This is a genomic window from Phenylobacterium sp. (assembly GCF_030693625.1).
Taxonomy (GTDB): Bacteria; Pseudomonadota; Alphaproteobacteria; order Caulobacterales; family Caulobacteraceae; genus Phenylobacterium; species Phenylobacterium ferrooxidans.
On record NZ_JAUYAF010000046.1, the window covers coordinates 39,935 to 58,059 of the forward strand.

Sequence of the window (18,125 nt, forward strand, 5' to 3'; positions counted from 1 at the left end):
CGACCGGCCCTCTGAACCTGTTTTGAACAGCGCTGGTCATCTCCTGTTCATCATGTTGGCGACCCCCTCACAGGGCAGGCGGCTCCTGTTCGACAGGGGAGAACACGAAGTCACTATGGGTCTTGGCCTGGGCGTTTTCCCGGATCATGGCGTAGCCCGCCTTGTCGATAAGGCTCAGGGCCTCGGCGATATTGAAATTCATCACCTCGATGACCAGCAGGGGCCGATGCCGGGCGAGAAACGCCTCAGCGCCGCGCAGAACCCCGATCTCCCCCCCATCGACATCGACCTTGAGCAGGCGGCAGGACGGCAGGTCGAGACTGTCCAGCGCCATGGCTGGCACGCCAACCATGGCGCCGTCGGCCTGCTTGGAGACGTTGGAGTAGTCGTTGCGGATATGGTTGAAGAACACCTCGCCTGGCCCGTCGGAGACCGCCTTCCCCACATGGCGAAGGTCCACCTGGCCCGTGAGAGCCGAATCCTCCACGACCTTGCGCAGCAGCGGCGCGAGCCTTGGATTGCACTCAAAGGGCGTCACCCGGCACCCGAGCTCGCCGGCGAAGTAGATCGTGTGGTTGCCGATGTTGGCCCCGACGTCGACCACCTCGTCCCCCGGCGAGAGCAGGTGCGCCAGGCGTTGCAGGGTCTGGATCTCGTAGAACTGGCCCACGACGTGACGCAGGGCGATCGACAGGTTCGTCGGCTCGAAGGGAAAGCGGTAGGAGCGGGCGGCGCCCTGGACAGCAACCTCGCGCGCCCCCTCAAGATAGAGTCTCGCCACCTCGCGCGCCCCGCCGACCATGCTGGGGGCCAACCGCTCGACAATGTCGCGGCGGTCCAGAGCGACGGCGCAGAACAAGGCGGTCTTGGCGTCTTCGGCCAAGGCGGGATCGCTGCGCCAGCCGTCCTCATAGACCTGCAGGGCGCCGGCCATGTCGCCGGAGGTGAACCGTTCGGACAGACGCTGCCGGCTCGCGTGCCCCCCCACGGCCTCGACGCGGTCGATCAGGGCAAGCGCCGCGGCGTGGTCGGAGGCGGCCTGGGCGAACCGCATCGCCACGTCCAGCTCCACCGCGTCCTCCTGTGGGAAGTCAGGGATCGCCTCCAGAACCTCCTGGGATTGGGCGAGGCGGTTGCTTTCACGATAGGCGATCGCCACGAGAAGCTTCTGGTGGCGATTGAGCAGCCGCTTGTTCGGCAGGCCGGCATAGATGTCCGTCAAGACCCGGAACTGGGCGGCGGCCCCGAGGGCGCGGAACAGGGTGTTGATCCCTCCCAGGGACGAAGGGTCCTGCTGGAAGGCCCGCAGCGCATAGGCCACTTCCAGCATCTGGTTTCCAAGCCAGCGATGCACCAGGGCCAGGTTGTTGGACGCGGCGTGATCGCCGGCCAGCGACTTTGGTTCTAGATCCGCGAAAAGCTCAGCTTGGCGACCGGCGCGGACAAGGGCGGCGAGATCCATGGTTCATCCCTTGGCGGAAGACAGCGGCGGTCAGGCTCTGCCCGAGAATAGTCCGTCGTGACGCCGGTCGTGCAAGGACATCTTCCCGCCTCGCGACCACGTACGACTGCTTGGTAGGCCGGGTGGGGGTCGAACCCACGACCATTCGATTAAAAGTCGAATGCTCTACCACTGAGCTACCGGCCCTAAGCGCGGCGAGCAGAAGCGCGCCGGGCGAAGCGGCGCGGACCATAGGGCGCGTCCCCTGCCTGAGCAAGGCCGTGCGCGGGCTTTCCAAGGCCTGGGGCCAAGCTGTAGCATCCCGGCATGCGCGCGGCCCTGTTTCCCCTCCCGATCCTGGCCCTGCTGGCGGCCTGCACGACGGCGCCAGCCGACGGCTCGCCGCAGATCCAGACCAGCTCGGCGGCCAACCGCGAGAACGTGCAGAGCGCGGTCGCCGCGCCACTGCGGGACGTCAATGTGTTGCGCACCAAGATCCCCCAGGTGCTGTTGGACGCCATGGCCGATCCCTATGCCCTGCCCGTCCCGGCCACCTGCGCGCGGATCACCAGCCTGATCCTGCCCCTGAACGGGGCCCTGGGCGCGGACCTGGACGAGCCGGTGCAGGATGAGGACGACCTGATGGTGCGCGGGCGCGGGGCGGCGCTGGGCGCCGTGGCCGGCGCGGCCTCGGGCCTGATCCCGTTCCGGGGCTGGGTGCGCAAGCTGTCGGGGGCCGAGCGTCACGACGGACTGGTGTCGGCGGCGATCGGCGCGGGCGCGGTGCGCCGGGCCTATCTGAAGGGGCTGGGAGAATTCCGTGGCTGCCCCCTGCCCGCCCGGCCGTCGCACGACCTGGTGGATCGCGAGGAGCCGATGGCCGAAACCCTGAAGCCGCGCTACCCGATCCGCTAGAGTCCTTGCTTGCGTGCTTTCGGACGGCGAACCGGTTCCCACTTCGCCTGAAAGCTTACGCGTGCTGCCGGCTCTTGAAGTCCTTCCGGAACTGCTCGAACCGGCCCTGCGAAATCGCGTCGCGCATCGCCTGGGTCAAGGCCTGGAAGAAGGCGATGTTGTGCCAGGAGAGGAGGACCTGTCCGAGGATCTCCTCGGACTTCACCAGGTGGTGCAGATAGGCCTTGGAATAGTGGCTGGAGGCCGGACAGGCGATGGTCTCGTCCAGCGGCGTGTCGTCCTCAGCGAAGCGGGCGTTCTTGAGGTTCAGAGCCCCCTCCCAGGTCCAGGCCTGGCCGTGGCGGCCCGAGCGGGTGGGCAGGACGCAGTCGAACATGTCGACCCCGCGGGCGACGGCCTCCACCAGGTCGATGGGCTTGCCGACCCCCATCAGATAGCGAGGCCGGTCGGCGGGCAGCATGGACGGCGCGTAGTCCAGAACCTCGCACATGGCCTCGTGCCCTTCGCCCACCGCCAGGCCGCCCAGGGCGTAGCCGTCGAAGCAGGTCTCGATGAGACGCTCCGCGGACTCCTTGCGCAGGTGCTCGAAGGTGGAGCCCTGCTGGATGCCGAACAGGGCCTGGCGGTCGCGCTCGCCGAAGGCGGCCTTGGAGCGCTGGCCCCAACGGGCCGACAGCAGCATGGCGTCCCGCGCCCGGTTCTCCTCGGCCGGCCAGGCGACGCACTCGTCCAGCTGCATGACGATGTCGGAGCCCAGCAGATCGGCCTGGATCTCGATGGAGCGTTCCGGCGTGAGGATGTGCTTTGAGCCGTCGATGTGGCTCTGGAAGGCCACAGACTGTTCGGTGACCTTGGCGATCTTCGACAGGCTCATGACCTGGAAGCCGCCCGAGTCGGTGAGGATCGGTTTGTCCCAGCGCATGAAGTTGTGCAGGCCGCCAAGGCGGGCCACCCGCTCGGCGCCCGGACGCAGCATCAGGTGGTAGGTGTTGCCCAGGATGATGTCGGCGCCGGTCGACGCCACCTGGTCGACGGTCAGGGCCTTGACGGTGGCCGCCGTCCCGACCGGCATGAAGGCCGGGGTGCGGATGTCGCCGCGGGCGGTCTTCAACACTCCGGTCCGGGCCTTGCCCTCGGTGGCGGTGATCTCGAAGGGGAAGGCGCTCAAGGGTTCGCCCTCCAGAGCAGGCTCGCATCGCCGTAGGAATAGAACCGGTAGCCCGTGGCGATGGCGTGGGCGTAGGCGGCATGCATGGTGTCGTAGCCGGCGAAGGCGCAGACCAGCATGAACAGGGTCGACTTGGGCAGGTGGAAATTGGTCATCAGGCCGTCCACGGCGCGGAAGCGGTAGCCCGGGGTGATGAAGATGGCGGTCTCGGCGGCGAAGGGGCGCACCACGCCGTCCTCGCCAGTGGCGCTTTCCAGCAGGCGCAGGGAGGTGGTCCCCACGCAGACGATGCGGCCGCCGGCGGCGCGCGCCGCGTTGAGGCGCGCCGCGGTTTCGGCGGTCACCTCGCCGTACTCGGCATGCATCCTGTGCTCGGCGAGGTCGTCGGTCTTCACCGGCAGGAAGGTGCCCGCCCCAACGTGCAGGGTGACGAATTCGATGCTGATCCCATTGTCCCGCAGACGCGCCATCAAATCGGGGGTGAAGTGCAGACCGGCCGTCGGCGCGGCCACCGAGCCGTCGTCCCGGGCGTAGACGGTCTGGTAGTCGGCGCGGTCCTGGGCGTCCTGCTCCCGCTTGGCGGCGATGTAGGGCGGCAGGGGCATGGCGCCGCGCTCGGCGATGGCGGCGTCGAGGCCCGGGCCCATGAGGTCGAAGGACAGGGTCAGTTCACCGCCCTCCCCCTTCTCCGTGATGGTGGCGTCGAGCTGGCCCAGCAGGCAGGCGCGATCCTGGGTCTCGCCGAAGGCCACGCGGTCGCCCACGGCCAGGCGCTTGCCGGGCTTCATGAAGGCGGTCCAACGGCTGGGGGACAGGCGGCGGTGCAGGGTCGCCTCGCAGGCCTGCTGGTTCTCGCCCCGGTGGCGGGTTCCCTTCAGGCGGGCGTTGATCACCCGGGTGTCGTTGAGCACCAGGACGTCGCCGGGCCGGAGCTGGTCGGGGAGGTCCGAGACCGTAAGGTCCGCCAGGGGCGCGACCAGCAGCAGGCGGGCGGAATCCCGGGGGCTGACCGGCCGCAGGGCGATGTTGGCCTCGGGCAGGTCGAAGTCGAAGTCGGCAAGTTGCATGGCGAGGCGTGAAGGCCACGCGCGCCGTCACGCGTCAAGCGCCAGACCATGCTAGAGGCCGGCATGGGTCTGCTCCGAATCGTCATTTCCCGACTGCTGGCCATCCTGATGTTCGGCGAGGGCCTCGTCTGCGCCGTCGCCGCCCTGGTGGCGCACGGGGGGCGCGTCTCGGCGCGGGCCGACATCCTGACCCATTTCGCGCCCTTCTGGCTGGCGGGCGCCCTGGTGGTGGTGGGCTACGCCCTGCTGCTGGCGCCCAAGACCCTGCGGACGGTGTTTCTGACGGTGGGCGGCGTGGGCGTGGTGGCGGCGGGCGCCCTGGTCCTGCCCGAACTGATCCGGCCGATGACCCCGCGCGCCCCGGCCAGCGCGCCCAACCAGCTCAAGCTGGTCCAGTTCAACGTCTGGGGTCGCAACGCCGACCTGGCGCAAACCGCCCAGTGGATCGTGGACCAGGACGCCGACATCGTGGTGATCGAGGAGGCCTCGCCGGCCGTGCGCGACGCCATCCTGCTTCGGCGCGCCTATCACGTGGTGTGCGGCGACTGCCAGGTGATGATCTTCAGCAAGCTCAAGCCGCTCGACAGCGGAGCCCCAGCCTCTCCGGCGGGCCTGCCGCGACCGCCCATAGCGCAAGGGACCTATCGCAACGCCGGGGGCCAGTTCACCGTCCTGGGCGCCCACTACACCTGGCCGACCCAGGGCTCGCTGCAACAGCAGCAGGGGCGGCGCCTGGCCTGGGTGCTGGACCATTATTCGAAGGACGCGATGATCCTGGCCGGCGACTTCAACTCCACGCCGTGGTCCTTCTCGCGGCGGCGGGAAGACCAGCTGTTTGGCTTGGAGCGCCGGACCAAGGCGCTGTTCTCCTGGCCGGCAGGCGAGGTTTCAGATCGGCGGATCAAGGTCCCCTTCCCGTTCCTGCCCATCGACCATGTCTATGCGGGCAAGCAGTGGCGGACGGTCAGCGTCAAGCGCGGGCCGGCGCTGGGGTCGGACCATTTTCCGGTGATCGTCACCCTGGCGCGGACGCCCTAGAGGCTCGCGCGGGCCTTGGCCAGGGCGCGCTCGGCCTCGCGACTGTCGGCTTGGTAGGCCTCCAGCGCCTCAGATTCGCGGGCGTCCAGGGCGGCGCGCTCGGCCGCGATGGCGGCGGCGGCGGCCTCATGTGCCACCTCGACCTCAGCCAAGTGGTGCTCGGCCGCCTCCACCTTGCGCAGCGCCGCCTTGGAGGGCCCCTTGGGCTTGACCACCTTGGGCAAGGCGGCCGGCAGGACGTGGCTCTTGGCGGGACGGCGCAGGACTTCGCCGGGCTGGGCGAGCGCGGCCTTCATCAGTTCGGGATCGTCGGTCTCGTGGGCCGCGCCGCTGGCGAACAGGTCCTGGCGGGCTTCCCATGCGGCCAGCGCCTTGGGTCGTGACGAGGCCGCCACCACATAGTCGGCCAGGCCGTCCGAGGTGACGAAGACCTTCAGCTTGGCGGCCATTCCCAATCCCTCAGGCCAGGGAGGCGATCTCCCGGGCGATATTGGCCCGCGCCACGTCCTCGAAGAGGGCGCGGAACGCCGGGTCGGGGTAGATAACCGGCGCGTCCAGGAAGTGTTGCATCACCTTGGCCCGGCCGACGCGCCAGGCGTCCTCCGGAACATGGGCATATTCCTCGCGGATCTGGCGAGAATAGGCGTCGTAGTCGAGGGGCGCGGCCGCCAGGATGGCAAGGTCGATGGAGACCAGGATCTCGCCCAGTCGATCCTCTTCCTCGACAAGGTGGCCGGCGGTCAGGCGGATCAGCCGAGCCACCTCCTCGCGGGCGTGCAGGGAGACGTCGAGGTCGCGGAGATCGCGCTTGGCCATCTCCGCGCTCTTGGCCTCGTTGTCCGGAGCGGTCGGGTCATAGACCGCGTCGTGCCACCAGATGGCGTAGGTCAGCACGTCGCGCTCAGAGTCCATCAACTCGGGAACCTGATCGAGCAGCGCCAGGCACTGCTCGATATGGGTCCTGGTATGATAGCGCCTATGCGGTTCGGCGTAGGCCGCCTCGAGCTCGGGGGTCACGCGTCGGCCGCGACCTTCATGGAGACGATCTTGCCGGGCGCGCGCGGCGGCTCGCCCTTGGGCAGGCCGTCCACCAGGTCCATGCCCTCGGTCACTTCGCCCCAGACAGTGTACTGGCCGTCCAGGAACTTGGCGTCGTCGAAGCAGATGAAGAACTGGCTGTTGGCGGTGTTCGGCTGGTTCGTGCGCGCCATGGAGCAGACGCCGCGGACGTGGGGCTCCTTGGAGAACTCGGCGGTCAGGTTCGGCTTCTTGGAACCGCCCGAGCCGGTGCCGGTGGGGTCGCCGCCCTGGGCCATGAAGCCCGGGATCACGCGGTGGAAGACCACGCCGTCATAGAAGCCCTCGCGGGCCAGTTCCTTGATCCGCTCGACGTGGCCGGGCGCGAGGTCCGGGCGAAGCTTGATCGTCACCGGGCCGCTTTCCAGCGTCATGATCAGGGTATTTTCGGCGTCCATTACTTCACCTCTGAGGGAATTCGAATTGCGCAGGCCGTGAAATCGGCGCCCATCGCGCCGCGCACATTGGCGATCTCGGCCTTGAACCAGGGACCGGCGGGATCGATCACCCGAACCTTCGGGCGTTCGGCGGCCGGGATATCCGCCATCACGCGGACCTTCAACATCTTATCGGGATCGACCACCGGTTCGCCGACCTTGATGGCCCGCACCGCCTCGAGGCCCGAGATCACCCGGCCGAAGGCGGTGTAGCGCTTTTCCAGGGACGGATAGGCCTGGCGCATCAGGAAGAACTGGCTGTTGGCGCTGGCCTCGGCCTCGCCGCGCGCCATGCCGGCGACGCCCGGGCAATAGAGACCCCAGCCGGAGATCTTGCCGTCCTTGGTCATGGGCATGAGCATCGAGCTCTGGGTCATGACCGGCAGGGCGCCCACGAAGCCGATCTCGGCCACGGTCTGGTCGGCGACCTGGACGAAGGGGGTCTCGGGACCGCGGCGGAAGGTGAACTCGGCCTCCAGGTCGGGCTTGTCCGAACCGCCCTGGCCGGTGTCCTGGGGGTCACCAGTCTGGGCCATGAAGGCGTCGATGACCCGGAAGAACAGGCGGCCGTCATAGAGGCCCGTGCGGGTCAGCTCCTTGACCCGGACCACGTGGGCCGGCGCGAGCTGGGGGGACAGCTCCAGCAGAATGCGGCCCTTGCTGGTGTCGATCACCAGGACGTTCTCGGGATCAGGCGTGCGCCAGTCGGCGGCGGTCGGCGCGCCGGGCGCGCTGGGCACGGCGGGGGCGGCCGGGGTCTTGGCCTTGGGCGCGGCGAAGGCGGAGCCGGCGAGCGCCAGAACGGCGGAGGAGATCAGGAGGGAGCGGATCATGGTCCCACTCCTAGCGGGGCGCGGGCGAGATCGCCACCCCGCGCGGGCAGGTTCAGGCGCCGCATGAAGTCGTACCCCAGAGGCTGGAAGATAGTTCGGGATCCGAACTAGTTCGCGCCGGCGGCCACCTTGGCCAGCAGGGCTTCGCGGACGCCAGGGCTGACGAACTTGCTCACCTCGCCGCCGAGGATGGCGATTTCCTTGACCAGCTTGGAGGACACCGCCTGGTGACGGGGGTCGGCCATCAGGAACACGGTCTCGATGTCGCGGTCGAGCTGCTGGTTCATGGCGGTCATCTGGAATTCGTATTCGAAGTCGGCCACGGCGCGCAGGCCGCGGATGATGACGCTGGCCCCGACCTCGCGGGCGAAGTGGATCAGCAGGCCCTCATAGGGCTGGACCACGATCTCGATGTCCTTGGGCAGGCCCGAGGCCAGGTCGCGCAGGATGGCGACCCGCTCGTCGAGGGTGAACAGCGGCCCCTTGCCGGCGTTGATCGCCACTCCGATCACCAGCTTGTCCACCAACTTCACGGCGCGGCCGATGATGTCGGTATGGCCGTTGTGAATCGGGTCGAACGTCCCCGGATAGATCCCGACGCGGGTGGCCATTCGCCTGTATCCCCCAACTGTTCTTGGCTTCGGCTTTGGCCGGGCAAGCGTTTGAAGGCAAGCCCTAAGTTTCGTCCGGCCCCGCTTGCGCCTCGACTTCCAGCTCGTCGCCCTCCCCGCCGCCCTGATCAGCCAGGCGTTCGACCGAGACGACGTGCTCGTCCTGGGCGGTGCGGAAGATGGTGACGCCCGAGGTGTTGCGGCTGATGACGCGGACCTGACCGACGGGCGTGCGGATCAGCTGGCCCTGATCGGTGACCAGCAGGATCTCGTCGAACTCCTCCACCGGGAAGGAGGCGGCCAGACGTCCGCCCTTGCCCTTCTTGGTGAGGTCCTGGGCCAGCAGGCCCTGGCCGCCCCGGCCGGTGCGGCGGAACTCGTAGGCCGAGGTCCGCTTGCCGTAGCCCTCGGTGGAGACGGTGAGGATGAACTCCTCGGCCGCGCCCAGGGCCGCGATGCGGTCCGGAGACAGGGCCTCGTCGCCGGCCTCGTCCTCGTCGTCGGGCGCCGCGGCGTCCTCGATGTCCTCACCCTCGCCGCTGATGGCGCGACGCATGGCGTTGGCGTGCTTCACATAGGCGGCGCGTTCCGCCGGCGTGGCGGTGACCGAGCGCAGCACGGCCATGGAGATGACACTGTCGCCCTCGGCCAGGCGGATGCCGCGCACGCCGGTGGATTCACGGCCGGCGAAGACCCGGACCTCCTCGGTGGCGAAGCGGATGCAGCGGCCCAGCGCGGTGGTGAGCAGGATGTCGTTGGCCTGGGCGTTGCAGACGCCGACGCCGATGATCTGGTCGCCCTCGTCCAGCTTCATGGCGATCTTGCCATTGCGCTTGATGCCGATGAAGTCCGACAGCTTGTTGCGCCGCACGCCGCCGGAGCGGGTGGAGAACATGACGTCGTACTGATCCCAGGTGGCCACGTCCTCGGGCAGGGGCAGGATCGAGGTGATGCTCTCGCCCGGCTCGATGGGCAGCAGGTTCACGAAGGCCTTGCCGCGCGAGGTGGGCGTGCCAACCGGCAGGCGCCAGACCTTGAGCTGATAGACCTTGCCGCCCGAGGAGAAGAACAGCATCGGGGTGTGGGTGTTGGCCGAGAAGACGCGGGTGACCGCATCCTCGTCCTTGGTGGACATGCCCGAGCGGCCCTTGCCGCCGCGATGCTGGGTCCGGTAGGTCACCAGCGGGGTGCGCTTCACATAGCCGCCGTGGGTCACGGTGATGACCATGTCCTCGCGGGCGATCAGGTCCTCGTCCTCGACGTCGGCGTCGCCGTCGACGATCTCGGTGCGGCGCGGCACGGCGAAGGCGGCGCGCACCTCCACCAGCTCCTGGCGCACCACGGCCATGATGTTGTCGCGCGACGACAGCAGGGACAGGTGGCCCTGGATGGCGCCGGCCAGGCTCTCGGCCTCGCCGAAGATCTCGTCACGGCCAAGGCCGGTGAGGCGCGACAGGGTCAGGGCCAGGATGGCGCGGGCCTGTTCCTCGGTCAGGCGGATCAGGCCGCCCTCTTCCAGCACGGTGCGCGGGTCGGCGATCAGGTCCACCAGGGGCATCATGTCGCCCGCCGGCCAGCCCTTGGCCACGATGCGCTCGCGGGCCTCGGCCGGGTCCTTGGACGAGCGGATGATGTGGATGAACTCGTCGATATTGGCCACGGCGATGGCCAGGCCAACCAAGACGTGGCCGCGGTCGCGGGCCTTGGAGAGTTCGAACTTCTCGCGGCGGACCACGACCTCCTCGCGGAAGTCGATGAAGGCCGTGATCATCTCGCGCAGACCCATCTGCTGCGGACGGCCGCGGTTCAGGGCCAGCATGTTGACGCCGAAGGAGCTCTGCAGCGGGGTGAAGCGGTAGAGCTGGTTCAGCACCACGTCGGCCGAGGCGTCGCGCTTCAGCTCGACGACGACGCGCATGCCCTGGCGGTCGCTTTCGTCGCGCAGGTCGGCGATGCCCTCGACGCGCTTCTCGCGCACCAGCTCGGCGATCCGCTCCACCAGACCGGCCTTGTTCACCTGATAGGGGATGGCGGTGATGATGATGGCTTCGCGGTCCTTGCGGACCTCTTCGATGGCCGCCTTGCCACGCATGATCACCGAGCCGCGGCCGGTCATCAGGGCGTTGCGGGCGCCGGTTCGGCCGATGATCTCGCCGCCGGTGGGGAAGTCAGGGCCCGGAACGATGTCCAGCAGCTCGTCCAGCCCGATCTCGGGATTGTCCACATAGGCCAGGCAGGCGTCGACGATCTCACCCAGGTTGTGGGGCGGGATGTTGGTGGCCATGCCGACGGCGATGCCGCCGCCGCCGTTGACCAGCAGGTTGGGAATCCGCGACGGCAGGACGGTGGGCTCGTGCTCCGAGCCGTCATAGTTGTCCTTGAAGTCGACGGTGTCCTTGTCCAGGTCGGCGAGGATGGCCATCGCCGCCTTGGTCAGGCGGCACTCGGTGTAGCGCATGGCCGCCGGGGGATCGTTGTCAACCGAGCCGAAATTGCCCTGACCGTCGATCAGCAGCTGGCTCATGGAGAACGGCTGGGCCAGGCGGACCAGGGTGTCATAGATCGCGAGGTCGCCGTGCGGGTGGTACTTACCCATCACGTCGCCGACGACCCGGGCCGATTTCACATAGGAGCGGTCAGGCGTATGTCCCTGCTCGCTCATGGAGAACAGGATGCGACGGTGCACCGGTTTCAGGCCGTCGCGCACGTCGGGCAGCGCGCGGCTGACGATGACGCTCATGGCGTAGTCGAGGTAGGACTTCTTGAGTTCGTCCTCGATGGCGATAGGGGCGATGCCCCCGCGCCGGCCGTCGTCCGGAGGGATAGTGCTGTCGTCGCTCAAGGGGAATTTTTCGCCGTTGGAATCGGACTGGAAATCAGAGTTCAGTTGTTAACATCCCAGGACCCCCGAGGCCAACCTTCGTGAGCCTGGGAAACGCCTATGGAGACAGTATGAAATTCGCCCTCCCCGGCCTGATCATCAGCCTGGCCGCGACGGCCGCCATCGCGGCAGCCGCGCCCGCCAACCTTCGGATCGATCTCAAGAATTCCACCGGCGGCTCCGCCGGGACCCTGACCCTGACCGAGGCCCCCAACGGGGTGATGCTGAAGGTTGAGGCCAAGGGCCTGACGCCCGGCTGGCACGGGCTGCACTTCCACGAGAAGGGCGACTGCTCGGCGGCCGGATTCACGTCGGCCGGCGCCCATGTTCACGGCCAGGCCGCCGTGGTTCACGGCCTGTTGAACCCGGACGGCAACGAGGCCGGCGACCTGCCCAACCTCTATGTCGGCGCCGATGGGACCGGGACCGCCGAACTGTTCTCCGGCTACACCTCGCTCAGCGGCAAGGGCGCCAGGCCGGCCCTGATGGACGCCGACGGCTCGGCCCTGGTGATCCACGCAGGCGCCGACGACCATACGACCCAGCCCATCGGCGGCGCCGGCGCCCGCGTGGCGTGTGGGGCCATTCCCAAGGGGTAGGCCGGCCCCTCGCGAGGATACTGGACGGTAGATGCTCCCCCTCTGGGGGAGCTGTTGGCCCGAAGGGCCGGCTGAGGGGGACGTTGACTCTTGTTTGGGGGCGGTAGGGGCCAACGACGTTGATACCCCTCCGGCTCGCCGCTGCGCGGCGACCCACCTCCCCCACATCGGCGCGAAGCGCCTGGGGGAGGATCTTCGCCCTGCGGTCCACCGCGCCTTGCCAGGGCGGGCGTCCGGCGGCAACCTGCGGCATGTCCATCGTCGTTGGCGCGCTGGCGCCGCGGTTCGTCTGCGCGACGACCACAAATCCCCGCTACACCTCCGCGGCCTTCGGTGGCCGCTATGTGCTGCTGGCCTTCCTGCCCACCGACCCGGAGGGCCGGCGCGCGGCGCTGAGCCTGATCGTCGCGCACCGGGGGCTGTTCGACGATGTGAAGCTCTCGACCTATGGGGTGCTGCGCGACGAGACCACGATCGGCATGGCCCGTGACCAGACCGGGCTGCGCTGGTTCCTGGACCGCGACGGCGCGGTGAGCCGGCTGTTCGAGGCCCTGACGCCGGAGGGGGAGGCCCGGCCCCGCTGGGTGCTGCTCGATCCGGCCGAGTGCGTGCTGGCCACCGCCGACATCGACAAGGCCGAAGACCTCTTCGCCCTGATCCAGGCCCTCCCCGCGCCGCAGGACCATGCGGGCGTGCCGCTGCACGCGCCGGTGCTGATCGCCCCGCGCATCTTCGATCGCGACCTCTGCCGGCGGCTGATCGCCCATTACGAAGCCGATGGCGGCACGCCATCGGGTGTGATGCGCGAGATCGACGGCAGGACCGTGGGCGTGCTGGACAACTACAAGAAGCGCCGCGACACCATGATCACCGACCTGGGCCTCGTCCGCGAGACGCACCAGGCGCTGATGAACCGCCTGTTCCCCCAGATCCGGAAGGCCTTTCAGTTCAAGGTCAGCCATATCGAGCGCAACATGGTGGCCTGCTACGACGCGCAGGACGGCGGCTATTTCAAGCCACACCGCGACGACACCACGCCGGGCACCGCCCACCGGCGGTTCGCCTGCTCGATCAATCTCAACGCCGAGGATTTCGAAGGCGGCGACCTGACCTTCGCCGAGTTCGGTCCCAAGACCTATCGCCCGCCCACCGGCGGGGCGGTGATCTTCTCCTGCTCCCTGCTGCACGAGGCGACCGCGGTGACCAAGGGCAAGCGCTACGCCTTCCTGCCCTTCCTCTACGACGCCGAAGCCGCCGCGATCCGGGTGGCCAATCGCGAAACCTCCGAGACCGCCGCGGAAACCTAGGGGGTTTCCAGATCGCGCTTGAGGCGGGCGAGCAGTTCCACCGCCTCGGCGGCGTAGGGCGATATCCAGCGGTCGGAGATCGCCTTCACGGGCGCAGCGTTCAGGTAGTTCCAGCGGCTGCGCCCTTCGCGACGGGCGATGATCAGCTCGGCGCGCTCCAGCACGCCGATGTGCTGCATGACCGTGCAGCGGTCCAGGGCGCCGGCGAAGTGGGCGCACAGCTCCCCTGTCGTGCGGGGCCCAGCCTTCAAAATGTCGAGGATTTGCCGCCGGCGGCGGTCGGCCAGGGCCTTGAAGACCAGGTCATCGGCGTCGTCGGTTGACATGTTATATTTTCATAACATATTTGATCGCGATCGCAACCGGAGGCCTTGCCGTGGAATTCCAGGTGCAGTTGAAGATTCGCAAACCGGTGAAGGACGCGTTCGAGGCGGTGGTGAATCCCGCCAAGTTGAGCGGCTACTTCCTGCAGACCTCCAGCGGACCGCTGGTGGCGGGCGCGACGGTGAGCTGGAAGTTCGCCGAGGCGGACCAGGCCCTCGACGTCGTCGTCGGCCAGGTGGTGAAGGACCAGAAGATCGTCTTCGACTGGCCCTCGGCGGCCGGCGGGACGACGCGCGTGGAGATGACCTTCGTCGCCATGGACGCCGACAACACCATGGTTCAGATCCGCGAGGGCCCCTGGCCGCAGACGGTCGAGGGCGCCAAGGCGTCGCACGACAACGCCGGAGGCTGGATGCACATGCTGGCCTGCTTGAAGGCCTACCTCGAATACGGGATCAACCTGCGGGCCGGCGGGGCCTTCTAGCTCAGGCTCGATGGTCAGCGCCGCGCCGGCAGCACAGCCATCAGGGCGCGGGTGAAACCGACCGGGGCGACTGTCAGGTGATCTTCGTCCTCCAGCACCGTCGATTGGGCCTTGAGGCTCGGATATCCGCGGGATTTCAAGGTCCGCTCCATCGCCCGCATATCGGCGACCATGTCGGTATCTTTTGTATTGCGCGGACTGGAACCGGGAACTTCGTAGGCACCGATGTACATGTAGACGTGGGCCGGCAGGTCGCGGTGCGTGCGGGCGTAGTCGGCCTCCACCCTCATGATGTGGCGCTTGTCGAACCAGAAGGACGGGCTGCCCAGAACATAGGCGTGGAACAGCCCTGGATCGGTGAACAGGATCTGGGCGCCCAGCAGGCCGCCGTAGGAATGACCCAGCAGGACGCGGCGGGCAGGATCGGCGCGGAATCGGGACTCGATAAAGGGAACGGCCTGGGCCTTCAGATAGGCTTGATAGGCCGCGCCCTGGCCATGGAGACCGGTGGAGGCGTTGCGGGGCCCATTTGGCGTGGGGGTGTAGTCGCGGTTGCGGCTGACCGTCCCGTTGTCGCCGCGGGCATAGGAGAGCCCGACCAGGATGAACTCCTCCAGCACCGGGCCCTCCAGGTTCACCCGCCGGGCGATCTGGCGAAGGATCGGGAAGGCGTAGTCGGCGTCCGTGACATAGAGGACGGGATAGCGACGCTGGGGACTGGTCTCGTAGCTCGCGGGCAGGCTGACAAAGACCTCGTAGTCACGGCCTGAGACAGGATCTGGCATGGTCCAGACCTGAGTCCCTTGCAGCACGTAAGGCGCGCCTTCGGCGCGGACGGCTGGCGCCGGTCCCGACTGAGCATCGGCCCGCTCCGTGCAGGCCGACGCGGCGATCGCCGCAAACAGAACTAGAACCAGACCAAACGCCTTCACACTCGCCCCCCGTAAAGCTTGGTTGGGTGTAGCCTGGGCGCCAATGTGGCGCATCTTTGAATTCCGGCGCCGGCCGCTCTTAAGGCTGAAGGTCGATCGCGGCGCGGAAGCTGCCGTCCATGTGGAAGGGCACCGAGCTGTGCTCGTGGATGATCTTCCAGACGCCATCGAGCCGGCGCAGGCAGATCGTCGAACGCTGCCACCATTCGGCGTGATCCCCGCCCTGGAGAGTGGTGGCGCGGATCATCTGCAGGCCGTGACAGACCGCGAGGTCGCCGCTGAGGGTGATTGTCCGCGCACGCCAGGCCTGGTCGATGGGCCCCTCCCAGGTGTCGATCCAGGCCGCGAGGCCCGCGGCGTCGACGCCGTGCGTCAGGGGTGGGGCGAGATCGAAGGTCACGGCCCGGGGCGAAAACTGCGCCACGACGGCGGCGGCGTCGCGGGCGTGGAGCCCGGCGGCCACGGCGTCGAGGACCTTCGCGACGGCGGCCTCATCAGCTTGGTTCATCTCACATCCTCCTGACATTCCAGGCCCGAAGGACGTCACGGCGGATGGGGATCCGACAGGGAGAGGCGAAAAAGCTAGCTCAGGCCTTCCAGGCGGATGGCGTCCAGTTCGGCGGCGGTGAGCACGCCCGCCTGGTGGAGGGCCAGATACTCCTGTGACAGGCTAGAGCCAAAGACCAGCGCGTCGTCGGTGTTCACCGTCACCCGCACGCCGGCGTCCACCAGCGCCCGGATCGGGTGCTCCTCCATCCGCGCCACGCGGCCGAGCTTGAGGTTGGAGGTGGGGCAGATGTGCAGGCGCACGCCGGCGTCGGCGAGCGCACGCATCACCTGGGGAGACCCCGCCGCGGCGATGCCGTGCTGAACCTCGTCCAGCTCCAGCAGCTCGACGGCGCGCCAGACATCGTCGGCGGTCCCCCACTCTCCGACATGGGCCTTGAGCTTCAGGCCGGCGGCCTTGGCGCGGCGGTAGAGGGGCGCGAAGACCTCGATGGGCTGGGCGAACTCGTCGCCCGAAAGATCCAGGGTGCGGAAGACCCCCAGGTCCAGCATCGGCGTCATCCAGAAGTCCAGCGCTCGAAACGGGCAATGGCGCGAAAAGGCCATCTGCGGAATCCACTCCACGTCCGGCCCACCGGCGGCGTGGGCGGCCTGCAGCATCTCCCAGACCGGCTGGGCCTGGTTGTCGTAGTGGGTGATCTCCCAGACGTCGGCGCCCACCTCCACCCGGGTGACGCCGTCGCGGACCGCCTGGACGAAGGTGGCCTCGAAGGCTAGCGCCCTGCCCTGCCCCTGGAACAGCGCGGCCAGATGCTCGCCGGTCCAGGCGTGCATATCGCCCATGGAGGTGAGCACGTGGTCGACGGGGGCGATGTCACGTCCGGTGCGCTCGCGGAGGAAGTCGCGGTTGCCGCTGCCGACGGCGTGAAGATGCAGGTCGGCCTTGGGCGTGGCCCGGATGGCGGCGAGATCGCCGGCCTCGAGAGCGGCCTGGAAGGCGGACATGGGCGTCCCCGACAAAGAAAAACGGCCGGTCCCAGGGGAACCGGCCGCTCTCTTATAGTTCGAAACTTTACCGGCCCTAGAAGGGGATCTCGTCGTCCAGGTCGGCGGAGAAGTCCTCGCGCGGGGCCGAGCTCTGGGCGCGGGGCCCCGACGAGAAGCCGCCGCGATCGCCGCTGGAAAATCCGCCGCCCTCTTCGCGCTCGGCGTCGCCGCGGCCGTCCAGCATGGTGAGTTCACCCCGGAACTTCTGCAGCACGACCTCGGTTGAGAACTTTTCCACCCCCGACTGGTCGGCCCATTTGCGGGTCTGGATCGAGCCCTCGATGTAAACCTTGGAGCCCTTCTTCAGGTAGTTTTCGGCCACCTTCACGAGGTTCTCGTTGAAGATCACCACCCGGTGCCACTCGGTCTTTTCCTTGCGCTCGCCCGAGCTCTTGTCGCGCCAGGTTTCCGAGGTGGCGATGCGCAGATTGGCGACCCGGTCGCCCGAACCGAGACTGCGAATTTCAGGGTCGGCGCCCAGATTGCCGACCAGAATGACCTTGTTGACGCTGCCCGCCATGATGCTTTTCCTGTCTTTTCCGTAGGTGCGGACGCTCACGTCCTGGCGCGCACGCTAGACGAGCGGGATCAGCCGGGCAATATTAATGTTCTGCGTTCGTTCACGTTTGACGTCCGCCGTCCACAGGCCATTGCCGCGGCCTGAAGTCGCGTAGCCTATTCGCGCGGCATGGCGCCCGGAACCGCCAGCCGGCCGTCGCCCGTGCGGACCAGGGCGACGTAGCGGTGCGCCTCCAGGGAGGGGGCGGTGAAGATCCCCTCCTTCTGGAGGAAGATGAAGTTGCCCTGATAGGCGCCGGTGATCTCGTACTGGCTGCCGCCGAGGCTGAGGAAGCGGACGCGCATGGCCTCCAGGGCCGCGGCGCAATGCTCCAGGTCGGCCTGGGCCGCGGGCAGCTTGTTGTACTTCAGCGACCCGTCCTTCTGGGGCGCGACCATGTAGCAGACGCCGACGTCGCCGGGCGGGACGGTGCGTTTGGCGCAGGCGCCGAGGGCGATCAGGGCGGCGCCGAGCAGGAGAAGATTGCGAACCATGACCACAGACTACACAGGGCGATTGCGGCGCGCGAGTGGCCTTCTGACGAGTTCAAAAGTTAGAGCATTTTTCGATCCGATAACCGCGTCACACTTATCGGAAAATGCTCTAGCCGATGCTGGGAATGGCGCAGCCGCCGCCCTGGTCGGCCAGGGTGCGGAAGCTGCGGTTGTCGCCGGAAACCTCGACCTTGCCCGGCACCAGACGCAGGGTCTGGGTCATCCAGCGGCCATAGGTGGCGCCGCCGGGACGCTCGCAGCGGCCGGCGAACAGGGCCTGGACGCAGCCGTTGAGCGACAGGTCCGACGGCAGCCGGGACCAGACATTGCCGGCATAGCGCCAGCAGGCGCCGGTCGGGCTGCCGGCGGGCGCGGCGGCCGGGGTGGCGGCGGCCGGCGTGGCG

20 protein-coding genes, 1 tRNA gene and 1 pseudogene are annotated in these 18,125 nt (G+C 68.1%); 5 read left to right on the forward strand and 17 right to left on the reverse strand.

Annotated features, from left to right (window positions below; translation table 11 throughout):
• Positions 1 to 67 precede the first annotated feature (67 nt).
• A complete protein-coding gene (locus tag Q8N10_RS10015) occupies positions 68 to 1,462 on the reverse strand; it encodes an FkbM family methyltransferase (protein ID WP_304781577.1) in 1,395 nt (464 codons plus the stop codon).
• A 111-nt stretch (positions 1,463 to 1,573) separates the two neighbouring features.
• A tRNA-Lys gene (locus Q8N10_RS10020) sits at positions 1,574 to 1,648 on the reverse strand.
• A gap of 120 nt (positions 1,649 to 1,768) precedes the next feature.
• Between Q8N10_RS10020 and Q8N10_RS10025 the strand changes: the two genes are divergently transcribed.
• Positions 1,769 to 2,356, forward strand: coding sequence for a hypothetical protein (locus Q8N10_RS10025; RefSeq protein WP_304781580.1), 588 nt, complete (start codon positions 1,769 to 1,771; stop codon positions 2,354 to 2,356).
• A gap of 55 nt (positions 2,357 to 2,411) precedes the next feature.
• Here the strand turns inward: Q8N10_RS10025 and tgt are convergent, their stop codons facing one another.
• Positions 2,412 to 3,524, reverse strand: coding sequence for a tRNA guanosine(34) transglycosylase Tgt (gene tgt, locus Q8N10_RS10030; RefSeq protein WP_304781583.1), 1,113 nt, complete (start codon positions 3,522 to 3,524; stop codon positions 2,412 to 2,414).
• Entirely contained in the window at positions 3,521 to 4,591 is a 1,071-nt protein-coding gene (gene queA / locus Q8N10_RS10035) for a tRNA preQ1(34) S-adenosylmethionine ribosyltransferase-isomerase QueA (RefSeq protein ID WP_304781586.1), read from the reverse strand. The genes tgt and queA overlap by 4 nt, the downstream gene beginning before the upstream one ends.
• Before the next feature lie 63 nt (positions 4,592 to 4,654).
• Between queA and Q8N10_RS10040 the strand changes: the two genes are divergently transcribed.
• Positions 4,655 to 5,629 carry an endonuclease/exonuclease/phosphatase family protein gene (locus tag Q8N10_RS10040; protein ID WP_304781588.1) on the forward strand — a complete coding sequence of 325 codons (975 nt, stop codon included), beginning with the start codon at positions 4,655 to 4,657 and terminating at the stop codon, positions 5,627 to 5,629.
• Here Q8N10_RS10040 and Q8N10_RS10045 read toward each other — a convergent pair.
• The 6 genes from Q8N10_RS10045 to gyrA form a co-directional block, all read right to left on the reverse strand.
• Positions 5,626 to 6,078 (reverse strand): hypothetical protein, encoded by a 453-nt coding sequence (locus Q8N10_RS10045; protein WP_304781591.1) that lies wholly within the window; start codon positions 6,076 to 6,078, stop codon positions 5,626 to 5,628. The genes Q8N10_RS10040 and Q8N10_RS10045 overlap by 4 nt on opposite strands.
• A gap of 10 nt (positions 6,079 to 6,088) precedes the next feature.
• The gene (locus tag Q8N10_RS10050; RefSeq protein ID WP_304781592.1) at positions 6,089 to 6,646 is read right to left on the reverse strand and encodes a phosphohydrolase; all 558 of its coding nucleotides are present in this window, start codon (positions 6,644 to 6,646) and stop codon (positions 6,089 to 6,091) included.
• A complete protein-coding gene (locus Q8N10_RS10055) occupies positions 6,643 to 7,104 on the reverse strand; it encodes a peptidylprolyl isomerase (RefSeq protein WP_304781594.1) in 462 nt (153 codons plus the stop codon). The genes Q8N10_RS10050 and Q8N10_RS10055 overlap by 4 nt, the downstream gene beginning before the upstream one ends.
• Entirely contained in the window at positions 7,104 to 7,976 is an 873-nt protein-coding gene (locus Q8N10_RS10060) for a peptidylprolyl isomerase (protein ID WP_304781597.1), read from the reverse strand. The genes Q8N10_RS10055 and Q8N10_RS10060 overlap by 1 nt, the downstream gene beginning before the upstream one ends.
• A 107-nt stretch (positions 7,977 to 8,083) precedes the next feature.
• On the reverse strand, positions 8,084 to 8,587 hold the full coding sequence (gene coaD / locus Q8N10_RS10065; RefSeq protein WP_304781600.1) for a pantetheine-phosphate adenylyltransferase: 504 nt from the start codon (positions 8,585 to 8,587) through the stop codon (positions 8,084 to 8,086).
• Positions 8,588 to 8,651: 64 nt separating this feature from the next.
• Positions 8,652 to 11,429: a DNA gyrase subunit A gene (gene gyrA / locus Q8N10_RS10070; protein ID WP_304781603.1), complete on the reverse strand. Its 2,778-nt coding sequence runs from the start codon at positions 11,427 to 11,429 to the stop codon at positions 8,652 to 8,654.
• 110 nt (positions 11,430 to 11,539) lie between these two features.
• Between gyrA and Q8N10_RS10075 the strand changes: the two genes are divergently transcribed.
• Together Q8N10_RS10075 and Q8N10_RS10080 are read left to right on the forward strand one after the other, a co-directional pair.
• Positions 11,540 to 12,067 (forward strand): superoxide dismutase family protein, encoded by a 528-nt coding sequence (locus Q8N10_RS10075; protein WP_304781605.1) that lies wholly within the window; start codon positions 11,540 to 11,542, stop codon positions 12,065 to 12,067.
• Positions 12,068 to 12,318: 251 nt separating this feature from the next.
• The gene (locus tag Q8N10_RS10080) at positions 12,319 to 13,374 is read left to right on the forward strand and encodes a 2OG-Fe(II) oxygenase (RefSeq protein ID WP_304781607.1); all 1,056 of its coding nucleotides are present in this window, start codon (positions 12,319 to 12,321) and stop codon (positions 13,372 to 13,374) included.
• On the opposite strand, the gene Q8N10_RS10085 is transcribed toward Q8N10_RS10080, so the two are convergent.
• Positions 13,371 to 13,700, reverse strand: a complete 330-nt coding sequence (locus Q8N10_RS10085; RefSeq protein WP_304781609.1) for a helix-turn-helix transcriptional regulator — start codon at positions 13,698 to 13,700, stop codon at positions 13,371 to 13,373. The two genes, Q8N10_RS10080 and Q8N10_RS10085, sit on opposite strands and share 4 nt — an antisense overlap.
• 50 nt (positions 13,701 to 13,750) lie before the next feature.
• Between Q8N10_RS10085 and Q8N10_RS10090 the strand changes: the two genes are divergently transcribed.
• Complete coding sequence (locus Q8N10_RS10090) at positions 13,751 to 14,182, forward strand: SRPBCC domain-containing protein (protein WP_304781611.1); 432 nt, start codon at positions 13,751 to 13,753, stop codon at positions 14,180 to 14,182.
• 14 nt (positions 14,183 to 14,196) lie between these two features.
• On the opposite strand, the gene Q8N10_RS10095 is transcribed toward Q8N10_RS10090, so the two are convergent.
• From Q8N10_RS10095 to Q8N10_RS10120, 6 genes and pseudogenes are all read right to left on the reverse strand, one after another.
• Complete coding sequence (locus tag Q8N10_RS10095) at positions 14,197 to 15,114, reverse strand: alpha/beta hydrolase (RefSeq protein WP_305663911.1); 918 nt, start codon at positions 15,112 to 15,114, stop codon at positions 14,197 to 14,199.
• A 79-nt stretch (positions 15,115 to 15,193) separates the two neighbouring features.
• On the reverse strand, positions 15,194 to 15,622 hold the full coding sequence (locus Q8N10_RS10100) for a nuclear transport factor 2 family protein (RefSeq protein WP_304781615.1): 429 nt from the start codon (positions 15,620 to 15,622) through the stop codon (positions 15,194 to 15,196).
• A 74-nt stretch (positions 15,623 to 15,696) separates the two neighbouring features.
• A complete protein-coding gene (locus Q8N10_RS10105; RefSeq protein WP_304781617.1) occupies positions 15,697 to 16,626 on the reverse strand; it encodes a hypothetical protein in 930 nt (309 codons plus the stop codon).
• Between the two features lie 76 nt (positions 16,627 to 16,702).
• On the reverse strand, positions 16,703 to 17,188 hold the full coding sequence (gene ssb, locus Q8N10_RS10110) for a single-stranded DNA-binding protein (RefSeq protein ID WP_293494873.1): 486 nt from the start codon (positions 17,186 to 17,188) through the stop codon (positions 16,703 to 16,705).
• Between the two features lie 155 nt (positions 17,189 to 17,343).
• Positions 17,344 to 17,721, reverse strand: a complete 378-nt coding sequence (locus Q8N10_RS10115; RefSeq protein ID WP_304781620.1) for a hypothetical protein — start codon at positions 17,719 to 17,721, stop codon at positions 17,344 to 17,346.
• Positions 17,722 to 17,830: 109 nt separating this feature from the next.
• Positions 17,831 to 18,125: pseudogene (locus Q8N10_RS10120) on the reverse strand (hypothetical protein); the annotation flags it as partial.

Excerpts from the sequence above, each read along its gene's own strand:
- Q8N10_RS10015 (WP_304781577.1), bottom strand. The coding sequence starts at position 1,462 with ATGGATCTCGCCGCCCTTGTCCGCGCCGGTCGCCAAGCTGAGCTTTTC.
- Q8N10_RS10025 (WP_304781580.1), top strand. The coding sequence starts at position 1,769 with ATGCGCGCGGCCCTGTTTCCCCTCCCGATCCTGGCCCTGCTGGCGGCC.
- queA (WP_304781586.1), bottom strand. The coding sequence starts at position 4,591 with ATGCAACTTGCCGACTTCGACTTCGACCTGCCCGAGGCCAACATCGCC.
- Q8N10_RS10040 (WP_304781588.1), top strand. The coding sequence starts at position 4,655 with ATGGGTCTGCTCCGAATCGTCATTTCCCGACTGCTGGCCATCCTGATG.
- Q8N10_RS10045 (WP_304781591.1), bottom strand. The coding sequence starts at position 6,078 with ATGGCCGCCAAGCTGAAGGTCTTCGTCACCTCGGACGGCCTGGCCGAC.
- Q8N10_RS10055 (WP_304781594.1), bottom strand. The coding sequence starts at position 7,104 with ATGGACGCCGAAAATACCCTGATCATGACGCTGGAAAGCGGCCCGGTG.
- Q8N10_RS10060 (WP_304781597.1), bottom strand. The coding sequence starts at position 7,976 with ATGATCCGCTCCCTCCTGATCTCCTCCGCCGTTCTGGCGCTCGCCGGC.
- coaD (WP_304781600.1), bottom strand. The coding sequence starts at position 8,587 with ATGGCCACCCGCGTCGGGATCTATCCGGGGACGTTCGACCCGATTCAC.
- Q8N10_RS10075 (WP_304781605.1), top strand. The coding sequence starts at position 11,540 with ATGAAATTCGCCCTCCCCGGCCTGATCATCAGCCTGGCCGCGACGGCC.
- Q8N10_RS10080 (WP_304781607.1), top strand. The coding sequence starts at position 12,319 with ATGTCCATCGTCGTTGGCGCGCTGGCGCCGCGGTTCGTCTGCGCGACG.
- Q8N10_RS10085 (WP_304781609.1), bottom strand. The coding sequence starts at position 13,700 with ATGTCAACCGACGACGCCGATGACCTGGTCTTCAAGGCCCTGGCCGAC.
- Q8N10_RS10100 (WP_304781615.1), bottom strand. The coding sequence starts at position 15,622 with ATGAACCAAGCTGATGAGGCCGCCGTCGCGAAGGTCCTCGACGCCGTG.
- Q8N10_RS10105 (WP_304781617.1), bottom strand. The coding sequence starts at position 16,626 with ATGTCCGCCTTCCAGGCCGCTCTCGAGGCCGGCGATCTCGCCGCCATC.
- ssb (WP_293494873.1), bottom strand. The coding sequence starts at position 17,188 with ATGGCGGGCAGCGTCAACAAGGTCATTCTGGTCGGCAATCTGGGCGCC.
- Q8N10_RS10115 (WP_304781620.1), bottom strand. The coding sequence starts at position 17,721 with ATGGTTCGCAATCTTCTCCTGCTCGGCGCCGCCCTGATCGCCCTCGGC.